Genomic DNA, 25,034 nt, shown 5'->3' on the forward strand with positions numbered 1-25,034 from the left:
ACTTTGGGGATGGGTGAGACTAGAAGGGTTGCTAAGAGTCAGGCTGGATATTGAGCAGTTCCAATAATTGCGCTTCTGTGAGCTGGGGAACTTTGTATTTCTCGGCTTTTTGCAGTTTGTTGCCCGGATTCTCTCCCACCACAATGTAGCTAGTTTTGGAACTGGGCATACTGTTAATTCGGCCACCAGCCTCCTGAATCAGGGCCTGTAGTTTTTCCGGCGACATTTTTAGCCGCCCTGTAATCACAAAGCTCTTTCCTTCCAGAGATGGTTTCTCCATTAATGGGGTTTGGGCCGGTTCGGAGCCGGGTTCGGATTTGGGCTGTGGCTGTAGTTTTGTCTCTGGTTCGGGTTTTGATTCGGGGGCTGGTTCAGAGTCTAGTTGTGGCTGCGGCGCTGGTTTAAACTGACGGCTTGCTTGACCTTTGAGCTGTTCTGCTTTAGGTTCCGACTGTGTAGACGTTTGCTTAGACTGCTGTGTATCCTGAATCACTTCCCTTAATTCTACCGGCTGGCTTACTTCTAACGAATGCTGTTTGAGCTGATTTAATTCACTCTCAAGCTCTTGCTTGTCTTGCATTAGGTCATTCACCTGTTGTTCCAGCGTCGATACAACCTCTCTAGCCAGTGTCATCGCTTCTTCTAGCTCGGCTTTGCGGCGTTCCAGATCCTGGAGCTGCTGCTGTAAACCCTGGAGCTGAGCTTGTAGGCTGGAAATCAACTCCTGATCGGCCTCATACCTGCGGTTGATCTGATCACGTTCTTGAGAAAGCTGGCTGATCTGCTGCTCAAGGCCAAGGGGACGAGCTTCGGCTTGCTGCAGGGCATCGCTCAGTTCTGCGTTGCGTTGTTCTAAAGTTTGTAGCTGTTCCTCTAGGGTCGTTTGTCTCACTGTGGCGGCTTGTAGGGCTTGGTTGAGCTGCTCGTGGTCTTGATGCAGCGTAGTGAGCTGCTCATCGAGGGATAGGGCGTTCAGCTTAGCGGTTTGCAGTTCACCAGTCAGGCTATCTTTCTGCTGCGTCAGAGCTTCGACCTGCTGCTGTAGCGTGGCAATGCTGGCCTGACTGGACTGCAGCGCTTGATTGAGTCGATCCCGCTCTTGGGTGAGCTGTTGGACTTGTTGCCCCAATGCAGCAGGAACAGCCTCGGCATTTTGCAGGGTGGCGGTGAGTTCGTCGCGCTGCTGTTCTAAATCTTGCAGTTGGGCTTGCAGTGCAGCAATAGCTTGGTCGCGCCGTTGTTCTAAGTCCCGCAGTTGAGACTGCAGCGTGGCAGTCTCTCCATCTTGCTGTTGTGCCAGATCCCGCAGTTGAGCTTGTAGGGTAGCGGTGGCTTGATCGCGCTGTTGTTCCAAGTCCCGCAGTTGGGTTTCAAAGGTGGCAGTCAGTTCGTCGCGCTGTTGCTCTAGGTCTCGTAGTTGGGTTTCGAGTGTAGTAATTCTGGCTTCAGCCGCCTGTCCGATTTGGGTCAGGTGTTCGCGCTCCTGAGTGAGCTGATTCAGCTGTTCAGTCAGGGTGTTAATGGCAGTTCGGTTCTGCTGCAGGTCTTGTTCGAGCTGGGCGTTTTGCTGCTCTAGGGTTGATTTCTGCTGTTCTATATCTTGAAGCTGCTGCCGTATAGCCGCGAGTGCCGCTTGGTCGTGTTGCGTTGTTTGTTGCAACTGCTGAATTTCCTGGCTGAGCTGGTCAATCTGTTGGCGCAGAGCGGGTTCGGTGGCCTGCGCCTGCCGCAGGTCTGCTTCTAAACTGGCAAGGCGCTGCTGCTGCTGTTCGGCCTCTGCAGTTTGCTGCTCCACCTGCTGTTCCACCTGCTGTTCTAGGGCCGCAATGGTGGCTTGGCGCTGGCGCAGTTCGGCGGCCATTTGCTCGACTTCTAAGCTGAGGCGGTGGTTGAGTGCTTCGGTTTGCTGTTTGCTCTGCTCCAGTTCGGCAATTTGCTGTTGCAGCGACTGGCGGGCTTGTTGCAACTCAACTTCTAGCTGTTGTTTCTCTTGCTCTAGTTGCTGGATGGATTGCTGGAGCGTGTCAACGGATTGCTGAAGTACATCAACGGTTTGGGCTTGCTCCTGCTGGGTCGCGGTTAGCTGCTGTGTTAATTGCTGCTTCTCCTGCGTCAGCGTGCCGATCTGCTCTTCTTGCATCGTCACGGCAGCTTTGGCTAGTTTCAGCGCCTCCACCAGCGATTGTTTCTCTTGCGTTAGCTTGTTCACCTGCTGCTCTAGGGCAGTCTGGTTCTCTTGCGCCTGAGCCACTGCCGTCAGCCGTTTTTTGCGCTGATACACACCAAAGCCGAGCAATACTCCTACTACACCCGCTGCACCTGCCAATTGGTAAATCAGTTGAACGTCCAAAAGTTGAGCATCCATTGCTAAGCCCCCATCTATGGTTTCCAGCCAGATCACACCCACGTCTATCGCCAACGGTAGCAGAGAAATTTCCCCCCCGACTCAATCGTTATTGCAATTTTACGCGTTGCGTGCTCTGCTGCTCATGTCACTGCTGTTCTCGGGAGAGGCACTCTTCTCTTCTGGCAAACACCAGACTAGATATGGGTCAATTTGGCGATCGAGTGAATTACCGGATGCTGCTCTAAAAAGTCAGTTAGTCTCTGTATTGTTCTCGGTTCCGTCGGAGTTTCTGTATTTTGCAACAGGATGGTGAAGGCTCCGGCTCCCAAACCCGACTGCGGAAACATGCGGTAGCAAGGCAAATCGGTGAGGTGAGACTGATAGGCTCGCAGGTAGGGCACTTCAACCGGCTGAAACTGGGGAAACTTTTGCAGCAGCCATTCGCTCACCTGTTCATTTTCTTGCGGCGAGTAGGCGCAGGTCATGTAGGCCAGAAATCCTTGAGGTGCAACCGTCTGGGCTGAGTTAGCCAGGATCCGCTTTTGTCGATTGGCATTTTTGTTAATTGTCACCGGATGAAAGCAACCGGGATTTTTTTCCCCTTTGGCTAGTAGCGATTGGCCGCTACAAGGAGCATCGACTAGCACTAGATCGGCAGTCTGGGAAAGCTGGACCGCCAGCAAACTGGAATCCAAACTAAAGGCGAACGAGGGTTGGATGTGGCAGCGCTTCAGATTAGAGATCAATGCCCCCATCCGTTTGCCGATCACCTCATTGCAGAGCAACTGTTGGGGTTGAAGGGCCTTCCAGGCAAAGATGCTTTTCCCACCAGGAGCCGCACACATATCGAGCACAACGCTGACCGGCTGCTGAATCGTCAGCAACACCGAGGCTGCAAACACCGAAGAAAAATCCAGACAGTAAAATGCTCCCTGCTGGTGTAAGGCATGCTGGCCAGGTTTTTCACCCAACGCTAGCCGATCTACAAAGTCAGGCTGCCAGTCTATGGGTGGTTCGACAGCAAAGGGAAAGGGGTTTGGCTTTGGCTGCAGCCAGAGAATGCAGGGATGAAAGGGTTGGGGATGAGTCAGCGCGGTCAGAAACTGGTTTTGCTGATCGGGTTGGTCAAACAGCTTCTGACTGAATTTTTGCAGCAGGCGTGGTGCGGGTTCCATGAGCAGGCGCAACAGAAGGAGAGAGGAGCAGCCGTGGGTTTTCTGATGAACTTTCTGGCAGTAGAGTTTGCAGCAGGGCAGCGCTCTCGGTAGCGGATAGCCCGGTGATATCCACTGGCTGAATTGGCCGATTGCGACGCTGCAAATCGTAGGTGTAGGTGCGGTCGTAGTAGTCCAGAATCAAATCGAATGCCTCTGTCAGTTTACCTTGCAGTAGCAGCGCTACGGCTTGCTGGGTGCGTAACCCGCCCAACCGTTTGCGGATCCGCTCTGTGGCCGTGATCAGTGCCTGCCGATCTGCCGTGCCGTAGATCTCTACCAGAGCTGCCAGTCGCTCGGAGCGAGGTCGTTGGATTTCGATAATCTGGGCACAGTCCATCTGCTGAAACACGGCTTCGGGGATGCGGCACAGCCCAATCCGGCGGCTCTCGGCCTCCATCCAGACAGGTTGGTTAGGGTTGAGCTTGGCCCACTGGAGCGCTAATAAGTTCTCGAACTGTTCGTTGCTGGGCTGGGGCGGCAGTCCTAAAGCACCAAAGCTACTGCCCCGATGATTGGCTAACCCTTCCAGATCGATTACCTGGGCACCTTGCTGGGCTAGCGCAATCAGAATTGCGGTTTTACCCGTGCCGGTCATGCCGCCTAAAATCACAATCGGTTTGGGAGTCTCAAATTGCTGGTGCGCCCACCGCCGAAATGCCTTATAGCCACCGCTGAGTAAGGTGACCTCGAGTTTTGCCATGCCCAAGACCCAGGCCATTGCTTCGCTGCGCATTCCTCCTCGCCAGCAGTGCAGCCGCAGTTGACGATCAGGGGCTAGCCGTTTGGCTTCAGCAATGAATCCAGCAAATTTGGGTCCAGCTAGAGCAAACCCCAACTCGACTGCCGGATCGGGGCCTTGCTGCTTGTAGCATGTTCCCACCTGTGCCCGCTCTTCGTCGCTAAACAATGGCAAGTTGATTGCCCCTGGAATATGGCCTTGGGCAAATTCAGCCGGACTGCGCACATCGAGAATTGGCCCCGGGGCATGGAGAAATTCGCTGACTGACAGAGACTGAGACACGTGCTAGAAAATCGACTTGCTAAGTTCTTGATTACCTTTATATATGGTAAGGCTCAGGAAGGGCAGTCAGCATTGTTTTAAATTCCGACGAGTGAGCCGTTGGTCTTGCTCGCCTTAGGTTTTGGTTGGGCTAACCCTTCTCAAACATGCTCACAGGAAATTTAGCTACTCACTGCATTGTAGTTTGGAGAGGTTTTCAATGAATCATTAAGATGATCCATCGCTTGATCAGCCACTTAACTAGGTTGCGTGTATAAGCATCTAATAGGATCGGAGGGTAGAAGCGAATTGCAGTTAGCAGTTTATAGGCTGCCATTTGCACCCCTCGCAAATCGGTACTGTTCTTGAGATACTGCTGAGTGCAATATTGGTGAATCCAAGCCAAACTCCGGTTTTTCAATGAATGATACTGCAAAGGAGCATTTCGATAAGCTTTTTCAATCACTTTTAGCGCTTCTGCTTCCATCACCTCAACTTTGGACGTCATAGCATTTGGTGATTGGCGATAGAGGATCTGCCATTCCGGTACTACTACAAATTGGTATTTGGCTGCCAACCGCAAATAAAAGTCCCAATCTTCAACCGACTTAAGTGTTGAATCAAATCCTCCTATAGACTCAGCCGCTTCTTTATAAACCAAGATATTGGAACCATTAGCTATAAAATTGTTCAGCAGCAGTTGATGGTAAACGTCACCCTGGAAATAGATAGGATGATAGCGAGCTAAAAGGCTACCTTCTTGACCGATTAAACAAGACCAACTATAGGCAACACTTGCCTCTGGATGCTGTTGTAGGACCTTAAGCTGAAGCTCTAGTTTATCCGGCGTCCACAAGTCATCCGCATCAATGAATGTAATCAGCTCTCCTATCGCATAGGAGATACCGCGATTGCGAGCAACTGGAAGACCACCATTTTGATCAGAAAATATTTTGATGCGTGAATCATTTACGCTTTGCACCAGCTCTAGAGTTCGATCCGTTGAACCATCATTGATCACGATAATTTCTATATCTGAAAAAGTTTGGTTCTGAACGGACGCAAGGGTTTCTAAAATTGTTTGTTCAGCGTTGTAGGCTGGAATAACAACAGATATAATCGGCATCTTGGTTCACGAATTCAATTAGATGGAATGAGGTTAAAATTAATTCTTAGGGCGGAATTTTTTTAGATTGCAAGTAGGCTGCACTGTATAGGCAATAATAATATTAAGTTGTGGGTAAGAACATTATTGAGCGAGTTGAGCCAAAACTGATATTGCTGCTTTGCTCCACCACTTGAACAAGTTAAATGTATATGTCTCTAATAAAATTTTCGGATTAATACAAACTGCTTGCCACAGCTTTTTCCCGGCGCATTTTATATTGTGCAAATTTCCATTACAGTTACGGAGATACTGCTGAGTTAAGTATCGATAAGTGCAGGATAAACTGCGTCGCTTCAAAGGTTGAAGGTAAGCAGGCGCAGCGGCAAAAATTTGATCGATGGTTTGCAGCATGGAACTTTCTAAAATTGCTAAATTTTGATTAGAAGCAGAGTACGGTGAATGGTAGTAGAGGATTTGGGGTTTGGGTACCAAAACGAAATTCCACTTTGCAGCTAATCTAAGCCAGTACTCCCAATCTTCTCCATAAGACAGGCATGGATTGAAATTGCCAGTCGAAAGAATGGCCTCTTTGCGAATCAAGGGATTTGAGCCACTGTGCAAAAAATTTTTCAGCAGTAGGTCCGCATAGACATTCCCTTGGTAAGCTTGAGAATCCTCAATAAAAGAGTCTGCCTTGTCCTCAAAAATAAAATGTGTGTAGCTATAGGCTACGCCTGCATCTGGATGATGTTGTAAAGCAGCAAGCTGAGCTTCTAGTTTATCAGCTGTCCATTGATCATCGGCATCTAGAAAAGCAATATAATCGCCGCTAGCCCGATCCAACCCTCGATTGCGAGCGGTAGATACGCCGGCATTAGGATAGGAAAATACTTTAAGTCGCTGATCTGAGATAGATGCTAGCTTCTGAACCGTGCCGTCGGTGGAGCCGTCATTGATTACAATAACTTCCCAATCTGAGAAGGTCTGTTTCTGCACCGAAGTAATAGCTGACAAAATTGTTTTTTCAGCATTGTAAGCCGGAATAATCACAGAGATAGTCGGCATAGGTATCCTCTATCGCGGAGGGTGAACTGGATCAAGCGAGCTGAAATGGAGCCTTTCGGTCAATCCGTAGCGATTCCCCAAAACGGCAAAAATCGGCAAGACTATTAAATGCGAGAACAGCACTGCCGCTGCCACCCAATACAGGTTAACCTGAACGGCAATTAGAATTGAAGCCGCAAAAATTACGGTGAAGCCAATATCAACGTAGAGTGTAATATGGGTTTTATCAATAGCGTTTAGCAATAAGTAGGTAGCCCAGGAAAAGATGCGGGGAATAACAGAGAGGCAGATCATAATTAAAATCGGAATTGCTGGCACCCAGCGTTCACCAAAAATAATTGGCACATAAAAGGAGGCCAGGAGCGATTGGATCAGAATCAGCGGGATGGCAATTATAGCCACCTTCTTCAGGCTTTGATAATAGCGTTGCCGAAATTGATCATACTGATGGCGCACTTCACAAATATGGGGATAAAGGGCTGACATAAATGTATTGATCACGTTCATGCTGATGCCTAATCCGGCGTTAAAGGCAAAGTAGTAGAGACCCAGAGCTTCTACTCCTAAAAAACGCCCCACTACTAAATAATCAAAATTGCCTCTGAGCTTATTGAGTAGCTCGACTCCCAACAAATTTTTGCCAAAGTTGACTATATTTTGCCACTGCTCTAGCTGAAACCGACGAGGAGGCCGCCAAGCCTGGTTCCTCCAAGTGATTACGATCCAAATCGGCGTCGTCAACACCATTGCCCAAACGATCGCCCAGATTCCCCAGCCCAGCAGCGTGAAAGCGACAATCGCCAGATTATTCAAAATCGAGTGAACGGCAGTGCAGAGCGCGATGACTTTGAGGCGATTTTCTCGCTCAATCAAAGCTGAATGCACGATATAGAATGGACTCATCAAATAAACTGATGCCGCGACACATAGCGGTAAGACCAACTGCTGATTGTTGTAGAACTGAGCAATCGGAAACGCAATAGCGCATTGAATCACAAATACAAAACCGCAAAGAATTACATTAATCCAAAAGGCCGTGTCTGCTAAAATATCGACATCCTGTTTGTCGGCTTGAATCAGCTTTGCACCAATGCCACCTCGCAAGGTAAATACCGTTGCAAAATCAAATGCTGTATAAAGAATTGCCATCAAGCCATAGTCTTGAGTTGTAAACAGCCTTGCCAGCGTAACCGTTGTGCCCAGGCGAAACACTCGATTGATCAATTCTGCTGCACCCAACCAGCCGACATTTTGCAGAAATCGGTTAGAGAAAAGCTCGCGAAACTGGTGGATCAACATGCTGATAAGGATGGAAGCTAATTACGACGGAATTATTGGTCTTTAATTGGTCTTTAATTGGTCTTTAATCGGTCTTTAATTGGTCTTTAAACAGTAGATTCAATTTTTTGAGTCGTTAGCAGGTCAGTCTGGTCAGATGAAGACAACAAAAATTCCCGTAACTGCTGGCCAATTACCTCCATTGAAAAGGACTGAACATGCTGATAGGCCCGTTGTCCGAGTGTCTCTGCCCAGCCAGAATCATCAAGCAAGTTTCCCAGGGCATCAGCCAGAACACCCACATCCCCACGAGATACCACCAGACCACCATTCGCTTCTCCATCGGGCAAAATATCTGGAATTCCGGGTGCATCTGCTGCCACGATGGGAAGGCCACAAGCCATCGCTTCCAGAGGAGCTAGCGGAAATCCCTCTAACCGCGAAGGAAAAACATAGATATCAGCAGCATGCAAATATTGGCCGAGCCGTGGCTGATCGCGGATAAATTCCTTGTGCCACTCCAGCCCCGGTAGGGGATTGGCTGCCAGCCGCTGCTGCAATTGCTGGGCGTCGCTGCCAGTTCCAACTAGAAGCAAACGTAAATCGCGACCTTGCCGCTGCTGCTGAATTTGTTGCCATACGGCTAGCAATATATCCAATCCTTTGCGTTCAATTTCAACCCGACCATGCCAAATTACGACTTGAGCAGAAGCAGGAATGCCTAGCTGCTGCCGCGCCTGTTGCCGCAATTCTTGCCGATTGTTTGCAAGTTGCGTAGACCAGACACTCGGATCAAATGGATTGAAGATCTTGGCGATGGGACAGTTTGCAATTGAATAGCGTTGCCTGACGCGCTCAATTTCTCGTTGAGAGGGAATGATCAGCCCAGTGCACTGCTGCAAGGTCAGCCAGCGCAACGGCACCTCTAACCCACTCTGCGTGCGATCACCTCCCTGAAAGGTGGCAAATACCGGCAGCCGCAACCATTTGCCTAGCAGTACACAAACATCAAACCGCGCGTACTCATATTCCTGGCATAAAATTACCTGACAGTTTTCTCGCTGCAATTCATCAGCTAGTAGATTCAACGGCATACAGCAGTAGGTGCCTAAACTTTTTAGGAAGTCTTTGATCGGCGTCAGCCCTGCCCGCAGCCCGGAACTGGCAGACTGAATATCTTTGAAAGATTGCCCTGCTTCGGCTCCATACAAACTGAGGGAATGGCGACGCAGTTTGCGGTAAAACCGATATAGCTTGGTGGGTGGTAAGACACAAATAGTCGCGCCAGTTGGTCGATGCAGAAATCGAGTGGGCGTCTGCACCTGAGCCGAGATGCAAAACAGCACTACTCTGACATTGGCTTTTTGTAAGGCAGTAATGTAGCCAAACATCCAACTGCCCATAAATTGATCACAAAACTCTTGAAAGGAGAGATCGAGCGTTTGCAAAAAATCTTCAATCAGGTCGTAGCAATGTAGAAGCGCTATGGTTGAACGACAAGCAGTTTGGCGCTCTGCCGTGAGGATTTTATGACTTGGCAGCATGGTCCAAACTCCTAGGCAGTCGGGGATCGGGAATGGTGCGCGTCTGGCTCAATCGTTGCAGAACTTGGTTGGCAATTGCTGGCGGGAATATGCGTCTGAGGCATAATTTGACGATGCTGCGTTGCATATCTCGTCCGAGTATGGCTTGGGGCTGAAGCTGAATTGCTTGCCATATATGCTCCTGTGCTTGGCTCAGTCCTTCAGGTGTAGGCTGGTGATTCAGATAGAGACCTGTGCAGTATTGATGGAAACTGATCAGCGTCTGCCGTTTCAGCTGCTGTAATTCCGGCGGTGCTGTTTGATACGCTTTTTCAAGTGCAGCCTGAGCAGCCATTTTCATACCCTCAACTTTAGCCGACATGGCTTGAGCAGACTGTCGGTAAAGAATTTGATACTGCGGCACCGCTCTGAAGGGCCATCGCACCGAAGCCCGTAACCAATAGTCCCAATCAGCACATTGGGGCATGGCTGGGTCAAATCCGCCTGTCGTTTCAACCGCCTCTCGCCGCATCAGAACATTTGAGCCGCTATAAATAAAATCTCCCACTAATAGCTTCTGATAAACGTTACCTTCAAATCGGATGGGCGGGCAGGGATGAAATTCTAAGGTATTGTTTTTCTCATACATGTAGCAAGTCCAACTATAAGCCACACCTGCTTCTGGATGCTGCTGTAGTGCTTGATACTGCAATGCCAGCTTATCGGCTGTCCAGAGATCATCGGCATCTAGAAAGGCAATATAATCGCCGCCACATTGCTGAACACCACGATTACGAGCAAGCGATAATCCTGCGTTTGGATAAGAGAATAACTTGATGCGATCATCACCAATTGCTTCAACAACTTGCGCCGTGTGATCGGTTGAACCATCATTGACCACAATCACTTCAAAATCTTGAAAGCTCTGTTGTTGAACGGACTGAATTGTCTCCAGAATAGTTCGTTCAGCATTATAAGCTGGGATGATCACGGAAATAGTTGGCATTGGCTTTTCTCCTATATCAGGAAATTCACTCCGCTATTTTGATCACAATCTTGTGACTAATTACAGAAACGCTGCGTCGGAGTTGATGAAACAGGGCTAAAAACTGCTGATAGCCAGTAGAGCCAAGCCAGCGCAGTAGTATCATTGCTACTGTTAAACGAACATATTCTTTGGAAAATCGCACCTTTGGCCAACTTTGTACAGCCGCGTCACGAAATGCAATAGCTTGACGATAATTTTGCTCACGAGATTGAATTGCTTTCCAGGCTAAACAGAGATTGGCCGAGGCGTAGCTTTGTTGCTTTAATGGCAAGAGGTCCGGCGTAGCGTTGGCAAAGGCTTTTTCGATCACAATTTCATAGCTTTTCTGTACCATTGGCCAGTTTTTAGAAGCATTATTGAAATGCTGTCGATAGAGGACGAGCGGCTCCTTAATTACCCTAAAAGGATAAAAAGCGGCAATCCGCAACCACATATCCCAGTCTTCATTTATGTTGAACCTAGAGAGCTGAATATCGAACCAGCCAACCCGCTCCAAACAAGAGCGCCGAATTAATGGTACGCTACCACATCCAACTATGTTGAATCCGACTAGCTCTCGCCAGACATAACCTTCCACATGCTTTTCAAATGTTCTGCCTGTAGGATGGCCATTCTGATCAATCAGAGCAACCCAGGTGTACACTAAGCCAACTTCTGGGCACTCTTCTAAAACCCGGACTTGCTTCTCTAATTTAGTTGCATCCCAAAGGTCATCTGCATCCAAGAAAGCTAGGTATTCCCCTTGCGCATGAGCAATGCCAGTGTTGCGTGCGCCTGCCAGTCCTTGATTGGCCTGAGAGATCAACTTGACTCGTGCATCAGAGAGTTGAGCGACCCATTGCTCAATTCCATCTGAACTGCCATCGTTAATCACGATCATCTCAAAATCAGCAAAGGTTTGGCTCAGGGCACTCGTCATGGTTTCCGGAAGATAGGCCATCGCGTTATAGGCTGGAATGATCACAGATACTTTCGGCATAGTTAGAAAATTCTGAAGATGGCCTCTCTCAGCAGGAACAAACGATATGAATGAAGGGCAGCTCTATTTCTCTGCCACAAGTATGACTCCCAGCAGTGCTCTAAAAAACATAGTTCTGGCAATCTTACTTCTTACCGAGAAGGATAAGCTACTGAGAAAGCGCTCAACCCACTGAATCAAAGCTAAAGGAAACTTCATATATAGCCCTTTGCCTCCGATATAGGATGTTATTTTCGAGAAACCAACCACTGAAAACAAATCAGCTAATTCAGTACAGGTATATTCTTTCAAATGAAATCCTGAAGCAGTTTCATCAAAGTACTTTGAAACATCATGTGGCCCAGAAAGCCGATTGGGCGTGATGCAGATATAGATTCCACCTGATTTCAGCAGTCGATAAACCTCATAAAGTTGATCCACAGCATCATCAGGATGAAGATGCTCCATCAGTTGATTACTGTAAGCAAGGTCAATAATATTGGCTGGCAGAGGAATGGTGTACCCATCAAAAATAATCAACTCGAAGTTGTCTGGGCAATTGAGATTTTTGGTGATTTCGTTAGACACATCGATGGCATAAACCTTTTTTACCTGCCTAGCAACTTCAAGGGACAAACGACAGTCACCAGGCCCAATTTCTAGAAACACCAACTCAGGAACCAGATACCGAGCTAGTAATTTCAGCTTTCGGCTTACCTCTTGCTGGGACTCGGCTACATCAGCTTTTCGAGCCAGTTGGGGATGATGAGGAATCTGTTCAAATAACTGATCATAGAGAGCAGTATAGAGATATTTACGCTCCTGTTTATCCGCCGTTTTCAGCTGATGGGCTAAGCCTTTCTCTAGCTCATAATGCTGTTTAATTTGTTCTAGTGTTCTGTTATCATCTCGGGCAATTTTGATAGACATGAGAATCTCCTAGCTTGCCTTTGGTTGACGCGCGACTATCCTCTCCTTGAATGCAATCCCCATAACAACCAACCCTGGCCAGAATAGGTAAGCAAAAAATTCGATGTTGTCAGCAAATGAGCAAACAAACAAAACTAACAGAACGCTCAATCCAGTTTTAGCCAATCGAGAGCGTTGTGCTTTAATGACCAGGTCAATAAAACTGCAAAGGAATGCAACCGCCAAAACGCTAGCACCAACTAAACCGTAAGAATAGAGCACTCCGATCCAAGTATGGTGTGAGCCTAACGGCAGTCGTGACACCAAAAAAGGTCCCTTTTCTCGCTGAGTTAAGCCCCAAATTGGCGATTCACTCCACCATCGCTCCAGAGAAATCCGGTACAGAGTTTCCCTCACTTCAGAAGAGCCAGAGCGAACTTTATCGAACTCTGCTCTAAGCAGAACCAATGTATCCACTAGCGTGGTTGCAAATACGCCAACCAAACCACAGACAAATCCTGCCACAATTTGTACCCAGGGGCGAAAGAAGTTGGTCAATATCCAAACCGTTACCAAAACTACAGGCAAGCAAAGGGTTGCGAGACGGGAACGCGAGCCTAAAATTAAGACTATAGAACCCACCAAACCAACCCAGCGCCACTTTTTATCGGATTCCTCCAACGCAAAAAAGAAGTAAATGTTGCCAAGCAAAGCCGTAAAGGTTGGCCAGACTCCAAACAGCGTTAGGCGCGTATTCGAGATCGAGTGAAATAGATTGACATAAAACTGCTCAGGTGCGCCTCCAGCTACTCTAATCATCACATTCAGAGGAGATTCATAGCCAATGGTGGGCAGATTCAGCAGATCAGCTGCTGTGCCAATTGCAGTTACCAACAGGCTCTGTAGACAAAGGATGGAGGTAGCACGGTAAATGAGCTGAGGGCGAATATTCAAATGCCCCACCAGCACAAATAGCGCCAGTAATCCCCAGGTGATATACCACAACAGCAAGGCCCGGATCAGGTCAACTGGACCAAGCTCTAGAGAGATGTGTCCTGCCAGTGTTACGACCCCAATTACCAGAATCGCCAGAATCCACATCCAAGTGGGCCAAGAAATAGTAATCCTCTCGCTCTCTGGTGTAGCCTCGGTTTGAGTCCAATACTTAAACAATAAGTAGGCTGTGAGACCCGTTGCTAAGCAAGGAGCCAGGAGATATTGAGCACCACAGAGGTAAATCAGATAAGTCCCCAAAATGTAATACCAGATCAGAAATTCTGGCAAGTTCTGGGGCCTAAGGGGCCTATCTCTGGTGGTGGAAGATGAGTTGGCGAGAACGCTAGTAGCCATCTAGTTGAGAGAATTGGGTTGTCAGGAACCAGGATTCCGATTGTGCCGCCAGAGGGTAACCATTCCTGTAGTCAAAAACACTGAGCCGAGTGCTGCCCCCAGGAGTGCAGCAACCGAAGAGAGTGGAATGCGTGGATCTTCTGGCAAGTTGGGAGGGGTTAGAAGGGTGGTTGGAGGATAGGAGATAGAAGTATCCGTTCGATTCAAACTGAGTCGAGTTTTGTTACCAGAGAAGGTTGCTTCAGCAATTTTGACATTGCGTTCTAGACTGTTCAAGGTTTCTTCCTGCGCAGACAGGCGGGCTATCTGCGCTTCCAGTTGAGTAATTTGCTGATCGAGTTCTTGGGCCTGAGCTTGAGTTCCCTGCTGCTGAGTCTGTAGCGAGATCAACTGCTGAAACAAATCAGCCCGTTGGGAAGCAGAACTGGAAGAACCTCCGCCAGTTAAGACTAGCCGTTCAATGGCACTGAGAGAGATTGGGCGGCCCAAAACGGCTCGAGCTTGAGTCAATAACGCAGCCTGAACTTCATCTTTTTCCCGTTGTTTAGCATCCACAGAAGGGCTAGCAGGCAAGAACCGGGCACTCATTGAGGTAAGTTCTGCACTCACCTGACTGTAGTTCGCTAAATATTGCTGAAATAGCTGATCAGACTGTAGTGCCAAGGCATCGGCTGCCTGCTGAGACGATAGATTGAGATTGGCAGCCAACTGTCTGACCTGAGCGTTATCGCGTTGCAGCTGGGCCACAAGCTGTGCTCTTTCGCGACGCAGCCCTTCTAGGTTTGAGGTAATGTCTCGCAGTTGATCAGATGATCGCAACGCAGCACGAGCTTTATAGTCAGTCAGCGCTTGCTGAGCAGTTGCTAACTTTTGAGCGTCTGAGCCAAGGGCAATTTCCAAATTTTGGTCCTGTTGGGCCACTTCTAGTTGACGCAGCGCAGCTAATCTTGTCTCTAACGTTTTTTGCAGGGTTTCTGCTTTTCTTTGGGCCAGTTCGGGCGTAGCGCCGTTAACTTCAAACTGCATGATGGTGGAATTATCCAAGATTCTCACCTTCGGCTTACCAAATTGGGCGAGCGTCATTCCCATCTGCTCTGCCGCGACCCTGAGTAGGTCGTCACTCCTAATCAGAAACCGATAGTTCTCCCTAGGGTCAGAAAACCCTTTGTAGGCTGAATCAGACCAAGAAGAAGCCTGCCCAATCCCCGGCAGTGTTACATTACTGGTGCTGGCAGCAGAAAGAGGAACATTGATGGCCCATTTACTGGTATACGAGACAGGTTTGTATTTGATGTACAGCAGGCACCCTGTCCATAGCAGTGCGTTGGCCAACAACCATAGACCGAGATAAAACTTCCCACCTCTAGCAATCTTGAGTCGGTTGGACACAGCTGGAGTTGGAATAGCCTCTATAGCATTGTGCGGCATTTGGGATCCGGTCGAAGAGTCAAACATGGGCGTATATCGGTATGAAGCACTATTTCAGGAAATCCTTGAGATGCGTGTTTGAGCCTCTATCGTTGAATTAATTCTGTAGCTGGTTTAACTTTGGAGCGCGGGGGGCAAAGCAACGATTCATAAGTTCTCAAAGTAGCAGCCGTAATTCCATCCCAACCATACCAGGTTTGCACATGCTCCTGTGCTTTTTGAGCCATTTTTTTCATTTCTTTTGAGTGCTGTATTGCCCAATCAATCATCTGAATGCAACTCTCTAAATCGCCAGCATGAAATAGCCGTCCTCGGTTCATTCCAATCAACTGGCGATGGGGAGGAATATCACTAGCCACCACTGGAATGCCTTCCTGCATAGCTTCTAACATCGCCAATGGTAAACCTTCTAGGTTAGAAGGTAAAATAAATAACCCTGCTCCACGCACAATCTCAGCCAAGTAACGTTCCTTGAGTTCCCCAGCAAATATAATGTTGGGATTAGCAGCAGCTAGCTTGAATAGATTCATTTGATAAGCGGGTGCATCACTTTGCCCTCCAACAATAGCCAGTTTCCATCCGGTTGATGTCAATCTTTGAAATGCTTGAATGAGTAAATCTGGGCATTTTTCAGGCACTAATCGCCCTAAAAACAGTAAATATTTTTGCGGTTCTAATCCAAGCAATTTTACAAACGAAAAGGTTGGATCGGACTGCCAATAACTAGCAGGACCGTTGGGAATATTGATGGCCTCTACAGCGTAAGTATCCTGAAAGTAATCGACCAGAGCTTCAGAAACTACAATGATTTGATCCGAGCAGCGGATAGCGACTTGTTCACCTAGCCAAATTAAGCAACTAGAGCAATTTCCCCATTTCTCACGCTGCCAATCTAATCCATGACAGGAGACAACTACTTTAGCAGACGCAGCCATTCTCGGTAGCCAGCAGAAGAGCGAGGGACCCAACGCATGGAAATGAATGATGTCATAACGCTTGCCTAAACAGGCTATTGCTCCCAAGCTCGAACTGATCAATCCATCTAGTCCTCGTTTACCAGGACAAGGTAAGGAAATTACCTGTACACCGTGGAATCGACAAGATTGATACCAAGGTAGATGAATCCAAGAAGAACGGGCGAACAAATCTACTTGATGCCCTTGAGCAACCATCCTTGGATAAACTTCAGCACAATAGTGCTCAATTCCACCTTGTCTGGGCGGCAAGCCCTTGGAACCAATGACGGCAATTTTCATGAAATTTGTTCTTTACAGGTAGATGCAAACCATTCAGTCAGAATGAATCGAATCCTTTAGGCAGTTGATAGTGAGATTCGTTTGTCCCAACGCTGGAGCATATCATCATACACATCACGAATTACCGAACGGGCACTAAAAGGTTGGGCCACTCTGACACAAGCTTCCGCAGAATAATGCTCTGGATGCTGCAACACCTGCCGAAGTTTGTCAGCCACAGCGACGGCAGTCCGCTCTTGGCAAATCCCGCCGCTATCAGCCGTCAGCAGGTTTGGTGTATCACCACAGCGAGTTGTGACTACAGGTGTACCACAGGCAAGGGATTCTAGAACAACCAAAGGCATTCCCTCATGGGTGCTGGTCAGCGCAAAAACATGAACAATTTGATGTAAATTGGCTAGCTGAGCCTGAGCCAACGGTCCAAGCAAGGTAACATGGCTATATATACCCGCTCGTTCAACTTCTGAACGTACTGTAGGGGCCAACTCTCCATCTCCAGCAATTAGTAAGTGCACGCCTGGATCAGCCAAAGCTGCAATAGCACGCACAAGCAAGACTGGATCTTTCTGTGGATGCAAACGACCTGCAAACAGAACAAACTTTGTATCTTCTGGTAATCCCATACCGTGTGCAAAGGTGATCCTTGCCTGCTGGCGCTCCTCCGTGGACAGTGGATAGAATGTATCTGTATCTACAGTATTACGAATGTGAGAAATCTGACCTAGAAGAGCGGAATAACGCTCCTGATAAAGTTTCACAGATTCAGCATTACAGGAAAGAATTTGATCAAATTGACCAATTAGAAGCCGTTCAAGCAGAAAATAGGCTTTAGGAAAGCGTTGCCACAACATTGCATTGCTATTACCTCTGTGCTGAATTTGCTTGCGAATGTCGTTGTGAACAAACAGCGTTTTATCGCCTGACCACGGTAAAGCCGCTAGTGTTGGCTCGAGGCGATGAAAATGCATGAAATCGGAGCTCAACCGATGTCCTAGGAGAGCCGCCGTATACCTCAAAGTCGTTGGAAAGATTTTTCTCACATTGTCATTTTGCAATCTGAATAGAGGCATAAACCAAACTGCCCTATCCGCGAAATTTGCTTCCTGCCATTTACCTACAGCTTGATCAGGTTGGCTTGCTGTGCCAACAACCCGTAGCTCAAACTCGTCCGGTGCATACTTAAGGAAATTAGCAATTATAGTTTGAATTCCGCCAATTGTGGAATGCCAAGGGTCAAATTGATAGAAGATTGTCAAGACAGGTTTACGCATGAAGCAATCCCATACAATTAGGAAATAGAAGTTAGAAGCTAGCACGTTTCCTAACTCCTGACTCCTTAATGAATTTCACAACTCAATTTAGGACTGCTATGACATTAAAGGCAAGTAAGTATCGCCTTTGTGATCTTGTTTGTGATCTTGCACCTCTTCACAGCAACTGATAAAAAATCCGCAATTGCAACCAAGCTATAAGCCAATGTGACTATCAGGAACTTAAATATTTGCGAGAAACTATAACATAACTTAAATCGCTTTACAACGGCACAAAAATGCGCCATTGACGGTAAGTATTTTACGCCGCTTTTATGTAATTTTACGTCGATTTCGTACTTCTCAAGGCTTTAGATTTGAATTGTTTTAAAAGTAGGTTGACCTCGAAATCTCATGGTTTTATAAAACGTATCCATCAGCCATAGTACGATCTGGATATTTTTTGATTTAAAGTTACTCAATTCCTCACCTCTTCCAGGTATAATCTCTCCCGCAACCCACATTTTACAAACATCTCCAAAGCAGGAAATGCTGATTTTTTCAAATTTAGTTGCATTTTATACTTGCTGCAGGAAGATGGATTGCAAGATGAGAATTAGAAGACTTGCTGAGAAAGAATAGGCAATTATTCGTCTGCTTTTTGCAGATCGGATTTTAGATTGAAACGCTACAAGATTGAAACACAGAGGTTGATAAAATTACCAAGCAATACGACAAGCCGTTAGTTTATTTCTGTAGAAGAGGGAATCTCAATACATGATTTCAAAACACTTACAGCCTTTTTCAGGCTAGTGAAGTACGAAAAACGGGGTGCAGGGGTAGTCCCTCTGCGTGGGGGCGAAGCCCCCATACCTCACATGAGTGAAAAACGCTGTAAGTGACAAATATAACTAGTTAATTTTGTTGGAAAAGTAAGATTTTAATGATTGAGCTTTAGATTTTCCTTTAGTAAACATAGAAATAAAACTATGAATCTTACTTTTTTGCTCTGCATAATGCAATGAATATGATTGCAAATGCAAAGTTGTACAAGTTTTGCTGCTCTCAATTCGTTTGATAGTACGAACGTCCTAAACGATGAGCTGTGGAATTTGCTGAGATATCAGGAGCCAAAAATACAGCCTTGAGATTTTGGAAAGAGCGAAATCAGCAGAACAGACAATTGTTTTGTTAAATGATCAAATTGCAACTGCTAAGAGACTGTTTGTAAATGAATTTTAAGAGGCTAGAATCGACTTCACATCTGATCCTCCCTAACCCTCCTTAAATAAGGAGGGAACCGAGTTAAATCTCTGAAGTCCCCCTTAAAAAGGGGGATTTAGGGGGATCTCAAGCTTTGTTTACAAACAAGCGCTAAGTCGATCAACATCATTAATCCTGAAAGCGGGTTTTATCCTTGTAGGTGCGACTTCGAGTTGCCAGCGATTAGGGTTCTGTCAGTCAATCAGTTAATAGGCTCCAGTTTTGCACAGCACTACCTTCACCGTTTGCAGCAGAATTTTTAGATCCATCCACAGTGACCAGTTAGCAATGTAGGTGATGTCTAAATTGACTGCTTCTTCGAAGTCTGTGATGTCAGCCCGTCCGGACACTTGCCACAGGCCCGTAATTCCAGGTAGCACCTCTTGCCGGATGTAATGGCGCTCCTTAAACCGCTCTACATCTCGTACCGGCAGGGGGCGCGGTCCGACCAAGCTCATCTCACCCAGCAGCACGTTAAACAACTGTGGCAACTCGTCTAGGCTGTACTGACGCAGAAACTGGCCAACTTTGGTGACGCGCGGATCGGCTTTCATTTTGAATAGGACTCCATCCTTCATCTCGTTCTGAGACTCCAACATGACCTGCAACTGATCGGCATTGACGACCATCGTGCGAAATTTCCAAACCTTAAATTTGCGACCATGCAGCCCGATGCGCGTCTGCCGGAAAAAGATTGGTCCAGGAGAATCCAGCTTAATCCAAACCGCAATTGCAATATATACCGGCAATAGCAGCAAAATGGCCATCAACGCACAGCAGAAATCAAAACAACGCTTCACCCAATAGTCGCCGCCGACCAAAACTGGGGACTGCACCGTCAGTGAAGGGACACCGCCGATAATCCAAAACTCGGATTTTGGAAAGAACGAGTTGACATCGGTCGGCAAAATTCTCAAGGTGATACCCGCACTCTGAAAATGCCAGCACAAAAACAGGCGGTTTTTAATCGCATCCCAGGAGACAAAGGCTTCTACAATTCCCAAATTGCGCAGCGTCTCAAAGGTGGCTTCTCGATTGGCGCGGTCCAAGGCGCTGGCTCCGGCGACGCCTAGAATGTTGTAGCATTTTTCTTCCCGAATTAACTGGAGACTGCGTTCGCGAGATTGGGCATCAGCAATCAAAAAGGCTGGATGGCAAATCATGCCGCGTTGACGAATTAATTCAGTTCCGAGGTCAAAGACAAACCGTCCCAAGCAGATAAACAGCGACGTCAGCACCCAGGAAAGCAGAAACGAGGAGCGGGAGATGTATTCGTCTGGCTCATAGAGAAAGGCTACCAACAGCAGCAAAACTTCGGATATCGTTGTGGCCTTGATCAACCCTAGATAGTTACGCCGATCTTCCCCAGGGCGATACATGCCGCGGGCTGCAATCACCGTGATGCTGACTGCCACAATAAAAGGCAAAAAATGTAGGCCGTTTCTTTCAGTCCAGGGTGATACCAGATAGGTTCCGTAGGCCACCGACAGGAGCCAAGCCGAAGCAATTGCCAGCGCATCAAGTACCATCAGAATCAGCGTTCGTATAGTCGCAATCACAACGCCCCGCCGCAAACGTGTGAATTTTGGTGAACGCAAATCTGGTTTGAATGCCGGCAAAGAATCAGAAGTCACAGTTCTCTCTCCTACCCCTAGTTCATGTATAGCTAGTTGGGATTTGATAGGTCGCCTGCTCTAGTGCAGTTATTTACTCTGGCTCAATCAGTTTCCGCTCAATTAGTTTCCAGCTTCACAACTATGCTGAGCCTCATAGTTTCAGTAGATACAACAGGGAAAGCGAGAACAGTATTTAGTATACAGAAATCTATCTCAAAGTAAAGCTTAGATTGAACTTATTTTTAAATAAGTAGAACAACATAATTAAACATGAAACCCAAAGGGGGGTGTTGTCGCCGCCCGAAGGACGACAACACCCTGATTTTGAGTTTAATTAAGTTGAATTACTTATAATGGTTACTGTTTATGTAGATCGCAATAAATTAGTTGGGCGCAATTACGATCGCCACTAGAATTCAGGCTTAGGCAGATTTGAGAAAAATTTTGGACGATTTTTTGGCAAGCTTTAGAGCAAATTCTAGAAGCGTCCAGGAATTCCCAGCAACAGAGTAAGGGGATTTAGTAGACGAGTAGCGAAATCGAGGACTGAAGCAATATCTTTTTTAGGCACAATCACCACATCTCCCGCTTGAATTTGATAAGTATCGGTTAAGTTTCTTAAATCTATCACTTGACGGACTACTTCTCCTGATTCATTCATCCGTACATGTACAACTTGACTCAATCGGGCATCTACAGTAGGACCACCGGCAATTGCAACTGCGCTAGATATCGAGCTATCGGGTGGCACCTCTACTTCTCCGGGTTGCTTGACTTCGCCCACCACCCGTACCCGCACGGTCTCTGGAGCAAATTGGGAACGGGCCAGCAAGCGACGGTCAATTGTATCGGCGTTGGCCAATCGGGGTACAAAGATCGAATCACCATCCTGCAAAGCAAAGTTTTCTAAAACACTGCCGTTAGCGATGGCATCCCAAAGATTAACTGTCGTTTCGTATACTTCACCGTTTGTTAACGTGCGTCGCAGCGTAATCTGCCGCATATCAGCATCCTGACTCACACCCCCAGCCTTGATCAAAGCGGCTGCGATGACCGGCATCTCTGGAGATTTTTCGGTTTCGTTTGTCTGGTTGTAGAAGCTAATTGGCCCAGGTCGCTGAACGGCTCCTGCTACATTGACACGAACCGGGCGCAGCTCGGTTAGGCTGACAGTAACGACTGGATCGATTAGGAAGGGTTGCAATTTCTGCTGTAAGGTTTGAGCAAATTGAGCTGATGTTAAACCAGCAGCTCGTACCGTTCCTACCACTGGCAATGAGATCGTGCCATCTGGGAGAATGACTTGAGTTCCCGTGTATTCTTCATAGCCGAAAACGGTAATCTGCACCTGATCGCCTTCTCCCAACACATACCCATGCTGTGCTGCACTTTCTAGGCTAAGGGATGCTTCAGCGGCTGATTGAGCCAGGGCAGGTGTAGATTGCAGCAAACTGCCAATAGAGATTTGGATAATACTGCAGTATATCAATGCAATTCGCAGGCAATTATACATCTTTAAATTTGAGATAACAAATGATGCCATGACTTAATGAATTTTAAGGATATTTCAAAATCCACAAAAGCGGACACTACACATTAGACAATGCTTATCAGAAAATTGGTCAGGGATTCACCGAAAGTTGCTGAAAGCAGTCAATTACGTGCATTTTCTTGATGAGACGCTAAGGGAACTAAGCGTGAGTTTGGCTCCAATTCCACATCGAGCTGTTCGCGGCGATGATAGAAGTAGCCATCCCGCTCTTGATCCAGAGGAACACCATTAGCAACCAAGCCGAGCACAGGTTGATTGGACTGAGTCAGAAATTCTTTAGCTGCCGTTGCGCTCGTGGAATCGGCGACACCAGGTCGAACGACTAGTAAAATCCCGTCTGACATCCTGCCTAGAATGGCCGCATCAGCCACCTCAACCAAAGGTGGTGTATCGAGAATTACTAAATCATAGGTATGGGCAAAGGTCTTGATCAACCCAGCCATGCGTTTAGAATCTAGCAATGCAACTGGATTGGGAGGCACCACGCCTGCAGGCAGGACATCTAACCCTGGCATCGCTGGCTGAATTGCTGTACTCAGCTCTTGCTGGCCCACAATCACATTACTCAGGCCACCCGTGTTGAGCAAATCCCAGATATGGTGCTGTTGTGGGTAGCGTAGATCGGCATCGATCAGCAAAACTCGTCGGCCAACTTGAGCAGCAGCGGCAGCTAAATTAGCTGCGATTGTAGATTTTCCTTCTTTAGCAACTGCACTTGTCACCACCACCACGCGAATTTCCTGATCTGAACTGAGAAACTTCAGATTGGCTTGCAGCATGTGATAGGCTTCGCTGATCGGCGATCGGGGCAAATCACGGGGAAAAATTCTCAGGGTTGCAGGTTCAGCAGATTTGCGTCTGCTGGCTCCTAGCTTGGTGTAGTCGGGAATTAGCCCCAGCAGCGTATAGCCGAATAGGGCTTTAGCTTCCTGTACGGTTTTGATCGAGCGGTCGCACAGGTCGAGAAGAAACGCCGTAGTGATGGCAAGCAACGCGCCTACAATCCCACCCGCCAGCAGGTAGACTTTTTTACTAAGGCCGCTGGGTTCTTCAGGAACGATGGCGCTAGAGATGACGCGGGCATTGCCAACGTTCTGGTTCTCGGCCACTTGCACTTCTTGCAGCCGAGTCAGCAGCGTTTCATAGGTGGACTGGGCAGCCTGTAGCCGGCGCGCCAACTCTCCCTGGGTTTGAGCGAGTTTGGGCAGTGTACTTGCTCGCTGCCGATAGGCGGATAACGTGTTGCGCAGCGTCTGAGTTTGTCCCAGTAAACTAATCCGTTCGACTTCGGCATCGATCAGATTGGCCGTGAGCGTTTCCCGCAGTGTTCCCAACTGCAAACCGCCTTCAGAAATTGGAATTTGCATGCCAATTGCCTGCTGCACCCGTTCCTGAAGCAGGGTACGCAATTGGTCAGCCTGACGTTGTAAATTGGCGACTGTGGGATGGCTGCTGCGGTAGCGGGCTTGCTCGATGGCCAACTGGCTCTGAACGTTCTGGTACTGGCTTAAGACCTCTTGCACACCGGGCGTTTGGCTCAAGGAAGCCAGCAGCGCGGCCTGTCGAGAGTCCATCCCCAACTGATTGCGCAAAGCGCTCGACCGGGCCACCATCTTGGCCAACTCAGCTTCGGTATCGGCAATCTGCTGGTCAATGGACGCAATGATATTTACGGCAGCCGTCGCTTCGGTATCAAGCGCCACAATTTGGTTGGCTTCCTTAAATTCTCTTAGCGCTCGCTCCGCCTGTCGAACTGCCGCCTCGACTCTGGGAATCTCGCGGCTGATAAACTCCCGAGCTGCAGCCGCTTCAGCGCGATTCGCCGCAACGTTATTCTCGATATAGACATTGATGACCTGATTGACAACCTTAGCTGCTCGTTCTGGATCGCTATCGGTGTAGGCCAAATGAAGCACATCAGTGCTAGGAATGTTTTTAACCTTGAGTTGTTTGGAAATGTCTTGAGGTTGCAAACGCTTGCCGTTATCATCCCGCAGGTCAAGCGCCTCAATTGTGGTCCTGGCAATGGCAGCAGAGCGTACAATCTCGGCCTGGGTTTCTACTGGGCTGTTAGCCGTGGTTAGGGCCTGTAGCTCGCCCGTCTCCACTTTGGTCAGGCCGACCAACGAGGAACTGCGATCCGCTTTGACCAAGAGGCTTGCGGTTGCCGTGTAGGTTGGCTTTTGCATGACTGCCGCCAGAGTAGATAGCGCGACAACAGTGCCAAAAACGCCTGTTGCAGGTAGCCAGCGCCGCTTCAGCACCAACCAATACTTTTGTAGATCTACTTCTTCTAAATGATCCTTAGGATGCATATTGAAATGCCAAAATGAGGCTGTTGCCGAACTGATGCCAGGTAGACGACCCGAATCGGAGACCTAAAAGGGCCATACGATTCAATCCACTCTGCACAAGCCTTCCTATGCCCTTTACTGCCCTCAGGTCTAAATCAGGAGTTCAACGGCGGGAATTCAACAGGCCACACATTTTGGAGTAATACGCTTGGGAGTAACACACTGGGAAATAACACACGTGGAGCAAGGAACCGAAGAAACTAATTGATGACGCTAACCTACGACCCAGTTGCTCCAGTCCTCTCGCTAATCAAATCTTCTCGTCAACGCCCCCGATGAACTTTCTGCGTTAACCTTTGCATGGCTCCTGTTCACCGATAGTGAGAAATCAAGAATTAATTGAGTCTCTTCAGTATAAACAAGGATGTCTAAGGTTAACAAGTTTAAATCATACGGGGAAATCTCGGAGGTTTCGATAGCTAATACGTAGTGCTTATGAAGGCATTAATCAAGGGAGACCGCAATATTTCTAATAAACCTTGATATCAGCCCCAGAGTATGTAAATTTTTGA

Annotated in this window: 17 protein-coding genes; all 17 read right to left on the reverse strand. The window is 47.7% G+C overall.

The annotated features are described in order from the left end of the window. Window positions 1-31: 31 nt before the first annotated feature. The 17 genes from HJG54_RS13650 to HJG54_RS13730 all read right to left on the reverse strand — a co-directional run bounded on the left by HJG54_RS13650 (window position 32) and on the right by HJG54_RS13730 (window position 24,483). Window positions 32-2,365 carry a BRCT domain-containing protein gene (locus HJG54_RS13650; protein WP_316435545.1) on the reverse strand — a complete coding sequence of 778 codons (2,334 nt, stop codon included), beginning with the start codon at window positions 2,363-2,365 and terminating at the stop codon, window positions 32-34. 176 nt (window positions 2,366-2,541) lie between these two features. Further along, the gene (locus tag HJG54_RS13655) at window positions 2,542-3,522 is read right to left on the reverse strand and encodes an RsmB/NOP family class I SAM-dependent RNA methyltransferase (RefSeq protein ID WP_316435547.1); all 981 of its coding nucleotides are present in this window, start codon (window positions 3,520-3,522) and stop codon (window positions 2,542-2,544) included. Beyond that, window positions 3,473-4,585, reverse strand: a complete 1,113-nt coding sequence (mnmH, locus tag HJG54_RS13660) for a tRNA 2-selenouridine(34) synthase MnmH (RefSeq protein ID WP_316435549.1) — start codon at window positions 4,583-4,585, stop codon at window positions 3,473-3,475. Before mnmH ends, HJG54_RS13655 begins: the two co-directional genes overlap by 50 nt. 196 nt (window positions 4,586-4,781) lie before the next feature. Continuing rightward, window positions 4,782-5,690: a glycosyltransferase family 2 protein gene (locus tag HJG54_RS13665; RefSeq protein ID WP_316435550.1), complete on the reverse strand. Its 909-nt coding sequence runs from the start codon at window positions 5,688-5,690 to the stop codon at window positions 4,782-4,784. Between the two features lie 123 nt (window positions 5,691-5,813). Further along, on the reverse strand, window positions 5,814-6,737 hold the full coding sequence (locus HJG54_RS13670; RefSeq protein WP_316435551.1) for a glycosyltransferase family 2 protein: 924 nt from the start codon (window positions 6,735-6,737) through the stop codon (window positions 5,814-5,816). Between the two features lie 9 nt (window positions 6,738-6,746). Further along, a complete protein-coding gene (locus HJG54_RS13675) occupies window positions 6,747-8,036 on the reverse strand; it encodes a lipopolysaccharide biosynthesis protein (protein ID WP_316435552.1) in 1,290 nt (429 codons plus the stop codon). Window positions 8,037-8,122: 86 nt separating this feature from the next. Further along, complete coding sequence (locus HJG54_RS13680) at window positions 8,123-9,559, reverse strand: glycosyltransferase family 4 protein (protein ID WP_316435553.1); 1,437 nt, start codon at window positions 9,557-9,559, stop codon at window positions 8,123-8,125. Continuing rightward, window positions 9,543-10,544, reverse strand: coding sequence for a glycosyltransferase family 2 protein (locus tag HJG54_RS13685; protein WP_316435554.1), 1,002 nt, complete (start codon window positions 10,542-10,544; stop codon window positions 9,543-9,545). Before HJG54_RS13685 ends, HJG54_RS13680 begins: the two co-directional genes overlap by 17 nt. Before the next feature lie 25 nt (window positions 10,545-10,569). Then, complete coding sequence (locus HJG54_RS13690; protein WP_316435555.1) at window positions 10,570-11,565, reverse strand: glycosyltransferase family 2 protein; 996 nt, start codon at window positions 11,563-11,565, stop codon at window positions 10,570-10,572. Window positions 11,566-11,628: 63 nt separating this feature from the next. Further along, window positions 11,629-12,474, reverse strand: a complete 846-nt coding sequence (locus HJG54_RS13695) for a class I SAM-dependent methyltransferase (protein WP_316435556.1) — start codon at window positions 12,472-12,474, stop codon at window positions 11,629-11,631. A 9-nt stretch (window positions 12,475-12,483) separates the two neighbouring features. Then, a complete protein-coding gene (locus tag HJG54_RS13700; protein WP_316435557.1) occupies window positions 12,484-13,803 on the reverse strand; it encodes an O-antigen ligase family protein in 1,320 nt (439 codons plus the stop codon). A gap of 21 nt (window positions 13,804-13,824) precedes the next feature. After that, window positions 13,825-15,258, reverse strand: coding sequence for a hypothetical protein (locus tag HJG54_RS13705; RefSeq protein WP_316435559.1), 1,434 nt, complete (start codon window positions 15,256-15,258; stop codon window positions 13,825-13,827). A gap of 59 nt (window positions 15,259-15,317) precedes the next feature. Then, window positions 15,318-16,487, reverse strand: a complete 1,170-nt coding sequence (locus HJG54_RS13710) for a glycosyltransferase family 4 protein (protein WP_316435560.1) — start codon at window positions 16,485-16,487, stop codon at window positions 15,318-15,320. 56 nt (window positions 16,488-16,543) lie between these two features. Next, window positions 16,544-17,803: a glycosyltransferase gene (locus tag HJG54_RS13715; RefSeq protein WP_316435561.1), complete on the reverse strand. Its 1,260-nt coding sequence runs from the start codon at window positions 17,801-17,803 to the stop codon at window positions 16,544-16,546. A gap of 1,403 nt (window positions 17,804-19,206) precedes the next feature. Next, window positions 19,207-20,634, reverse strand: a complete 1,428-nt coding sequence (locus tag HJG54_RS13720; protein WP_316435562.1) for a sugar transferase — start codon at window positions 20,632-20,634, stop codon at window positions 19,207-19,209. 460 nt (window positions 20,635-21,094) lie between these two features. Further along, a complete protein-coding gene (locus HJG54_RS13725; protein WP_316435563.1) occupies window positions 21,095-22,066 on the reverse strand; it encodes a polysaccharide biosynthesis/export family protein in 972 nt (323 codons plus the stop codon). Between the two features lie 203 nt (window positions 22,067-22,269). Further along, a complete protein-coding gene (locus HJG54_RS13730) occupies window positions 22,270-24,483 on the reverse strand; it encodes a GumC family protein (RefSeq protein ID WP_316435564.1) in 2,214 nt (737 codons plus the stop codon). Window positions 24,484-25,034 lie beyond the last annotated feature (551 nt).

It is taken from the genome of Leptolyngbya sp. NK1-12 (assembly GCF_032598965.1).
Classification (GTDB): domain Bacteria; phylum Cyanobacteriota; class Cyanobacteriia; order Elainellales; family Elainellaceae; genus Elainella.

Coding starts and splice junctions, on each gene's coding strand:
- HJG54_RS13650 (WP_316435545.1), bottom strand. CDS start 2,365: ATGGATGCTCAACTTTTGGACGTTCAACTGATTTACCAATTGGCAGGT.
- HJG54_RS13655 (WP_316435547.1), bottom strand. CDS start 3,522: ATGGAACCCGCACCACGCCTGCTGCAAAAATTCAGTCAGAAGCTGTTT.
- HJG54_RS13665 (WP_316435550.1), bottom strand. CDS start 5,690: ATGCCGATTATATCTGTTGTTATTCCAGCCTACAACGCTGAACAAACA.
- HJG54_RS13670 (WP_316435551.1), bottom strand. CDS start 6,737: ATGCCGACTATCTCTGTGATTATTCCGGCTTACAATGCTGAAAAAACA.
- HJG54_RS13675 (WP_316435552.1), bottom strand. CDS start 8,036: ATGTTGATCCACCAGTTTCGCGAGCTTTTCTCTAACCGATTTCTGCAA.
- HJG54_RS13680 (WP_316435553.1), bottom strand. CDS start 9,559: ATGCTGCCAAGTCATAAAATCCTCACGGCAGAGCGCCAAACTGCTTGT.
- HJG54_RS13685 (WP_316435554.1), bottom strand. CDS start 10,544: ATGCCAACTATTTCCGTGATCATCCCAGCTTATAATGCTGAACGAACT.
- HJG54_RS13690 (WP_316435555.1), bottom strand. CDS start 11,565: ATGCCGAAAGTATCTGTGATCATTCCAGCCTATAACGCGATGGCCTAT.
- HJG54_RS13695 (WP_316435556.1), bottom strand. CDS start 12,474: ATGTCTATCAAAATTGCCCGAGATGATAACAGAACACTAGAACAAATT.
- HJG54_RS13700 (WP_316435557.1), bottom strand. CDS start 13,803: ATGGCTACTAGCGTTCTCGCCAACTCATCTTCCACCACCAGAGATAGG.
- HJG54_RS13705 (WP_316435559.1), bottom strand. CDS start 15,258: ATGTTTGACTCTTCGACCGGATCCCAAATGCCGCACAATGCTATAGAG.
- HJG54_RS13710 (WP_316435560.1), bottom strand. CDS start 16,487: ATGAAAATTGCCGTCATTGGTTCCAAGGGCTTGCCGCCCAGACAAGGT.
- HJG54_RS13730 (WP_316435564.1), bottom strand. CDS start 24,483: ATGCATCCTAAGGATCATTTAGAAGAAGTAGATCTACAAAAGTATTGG.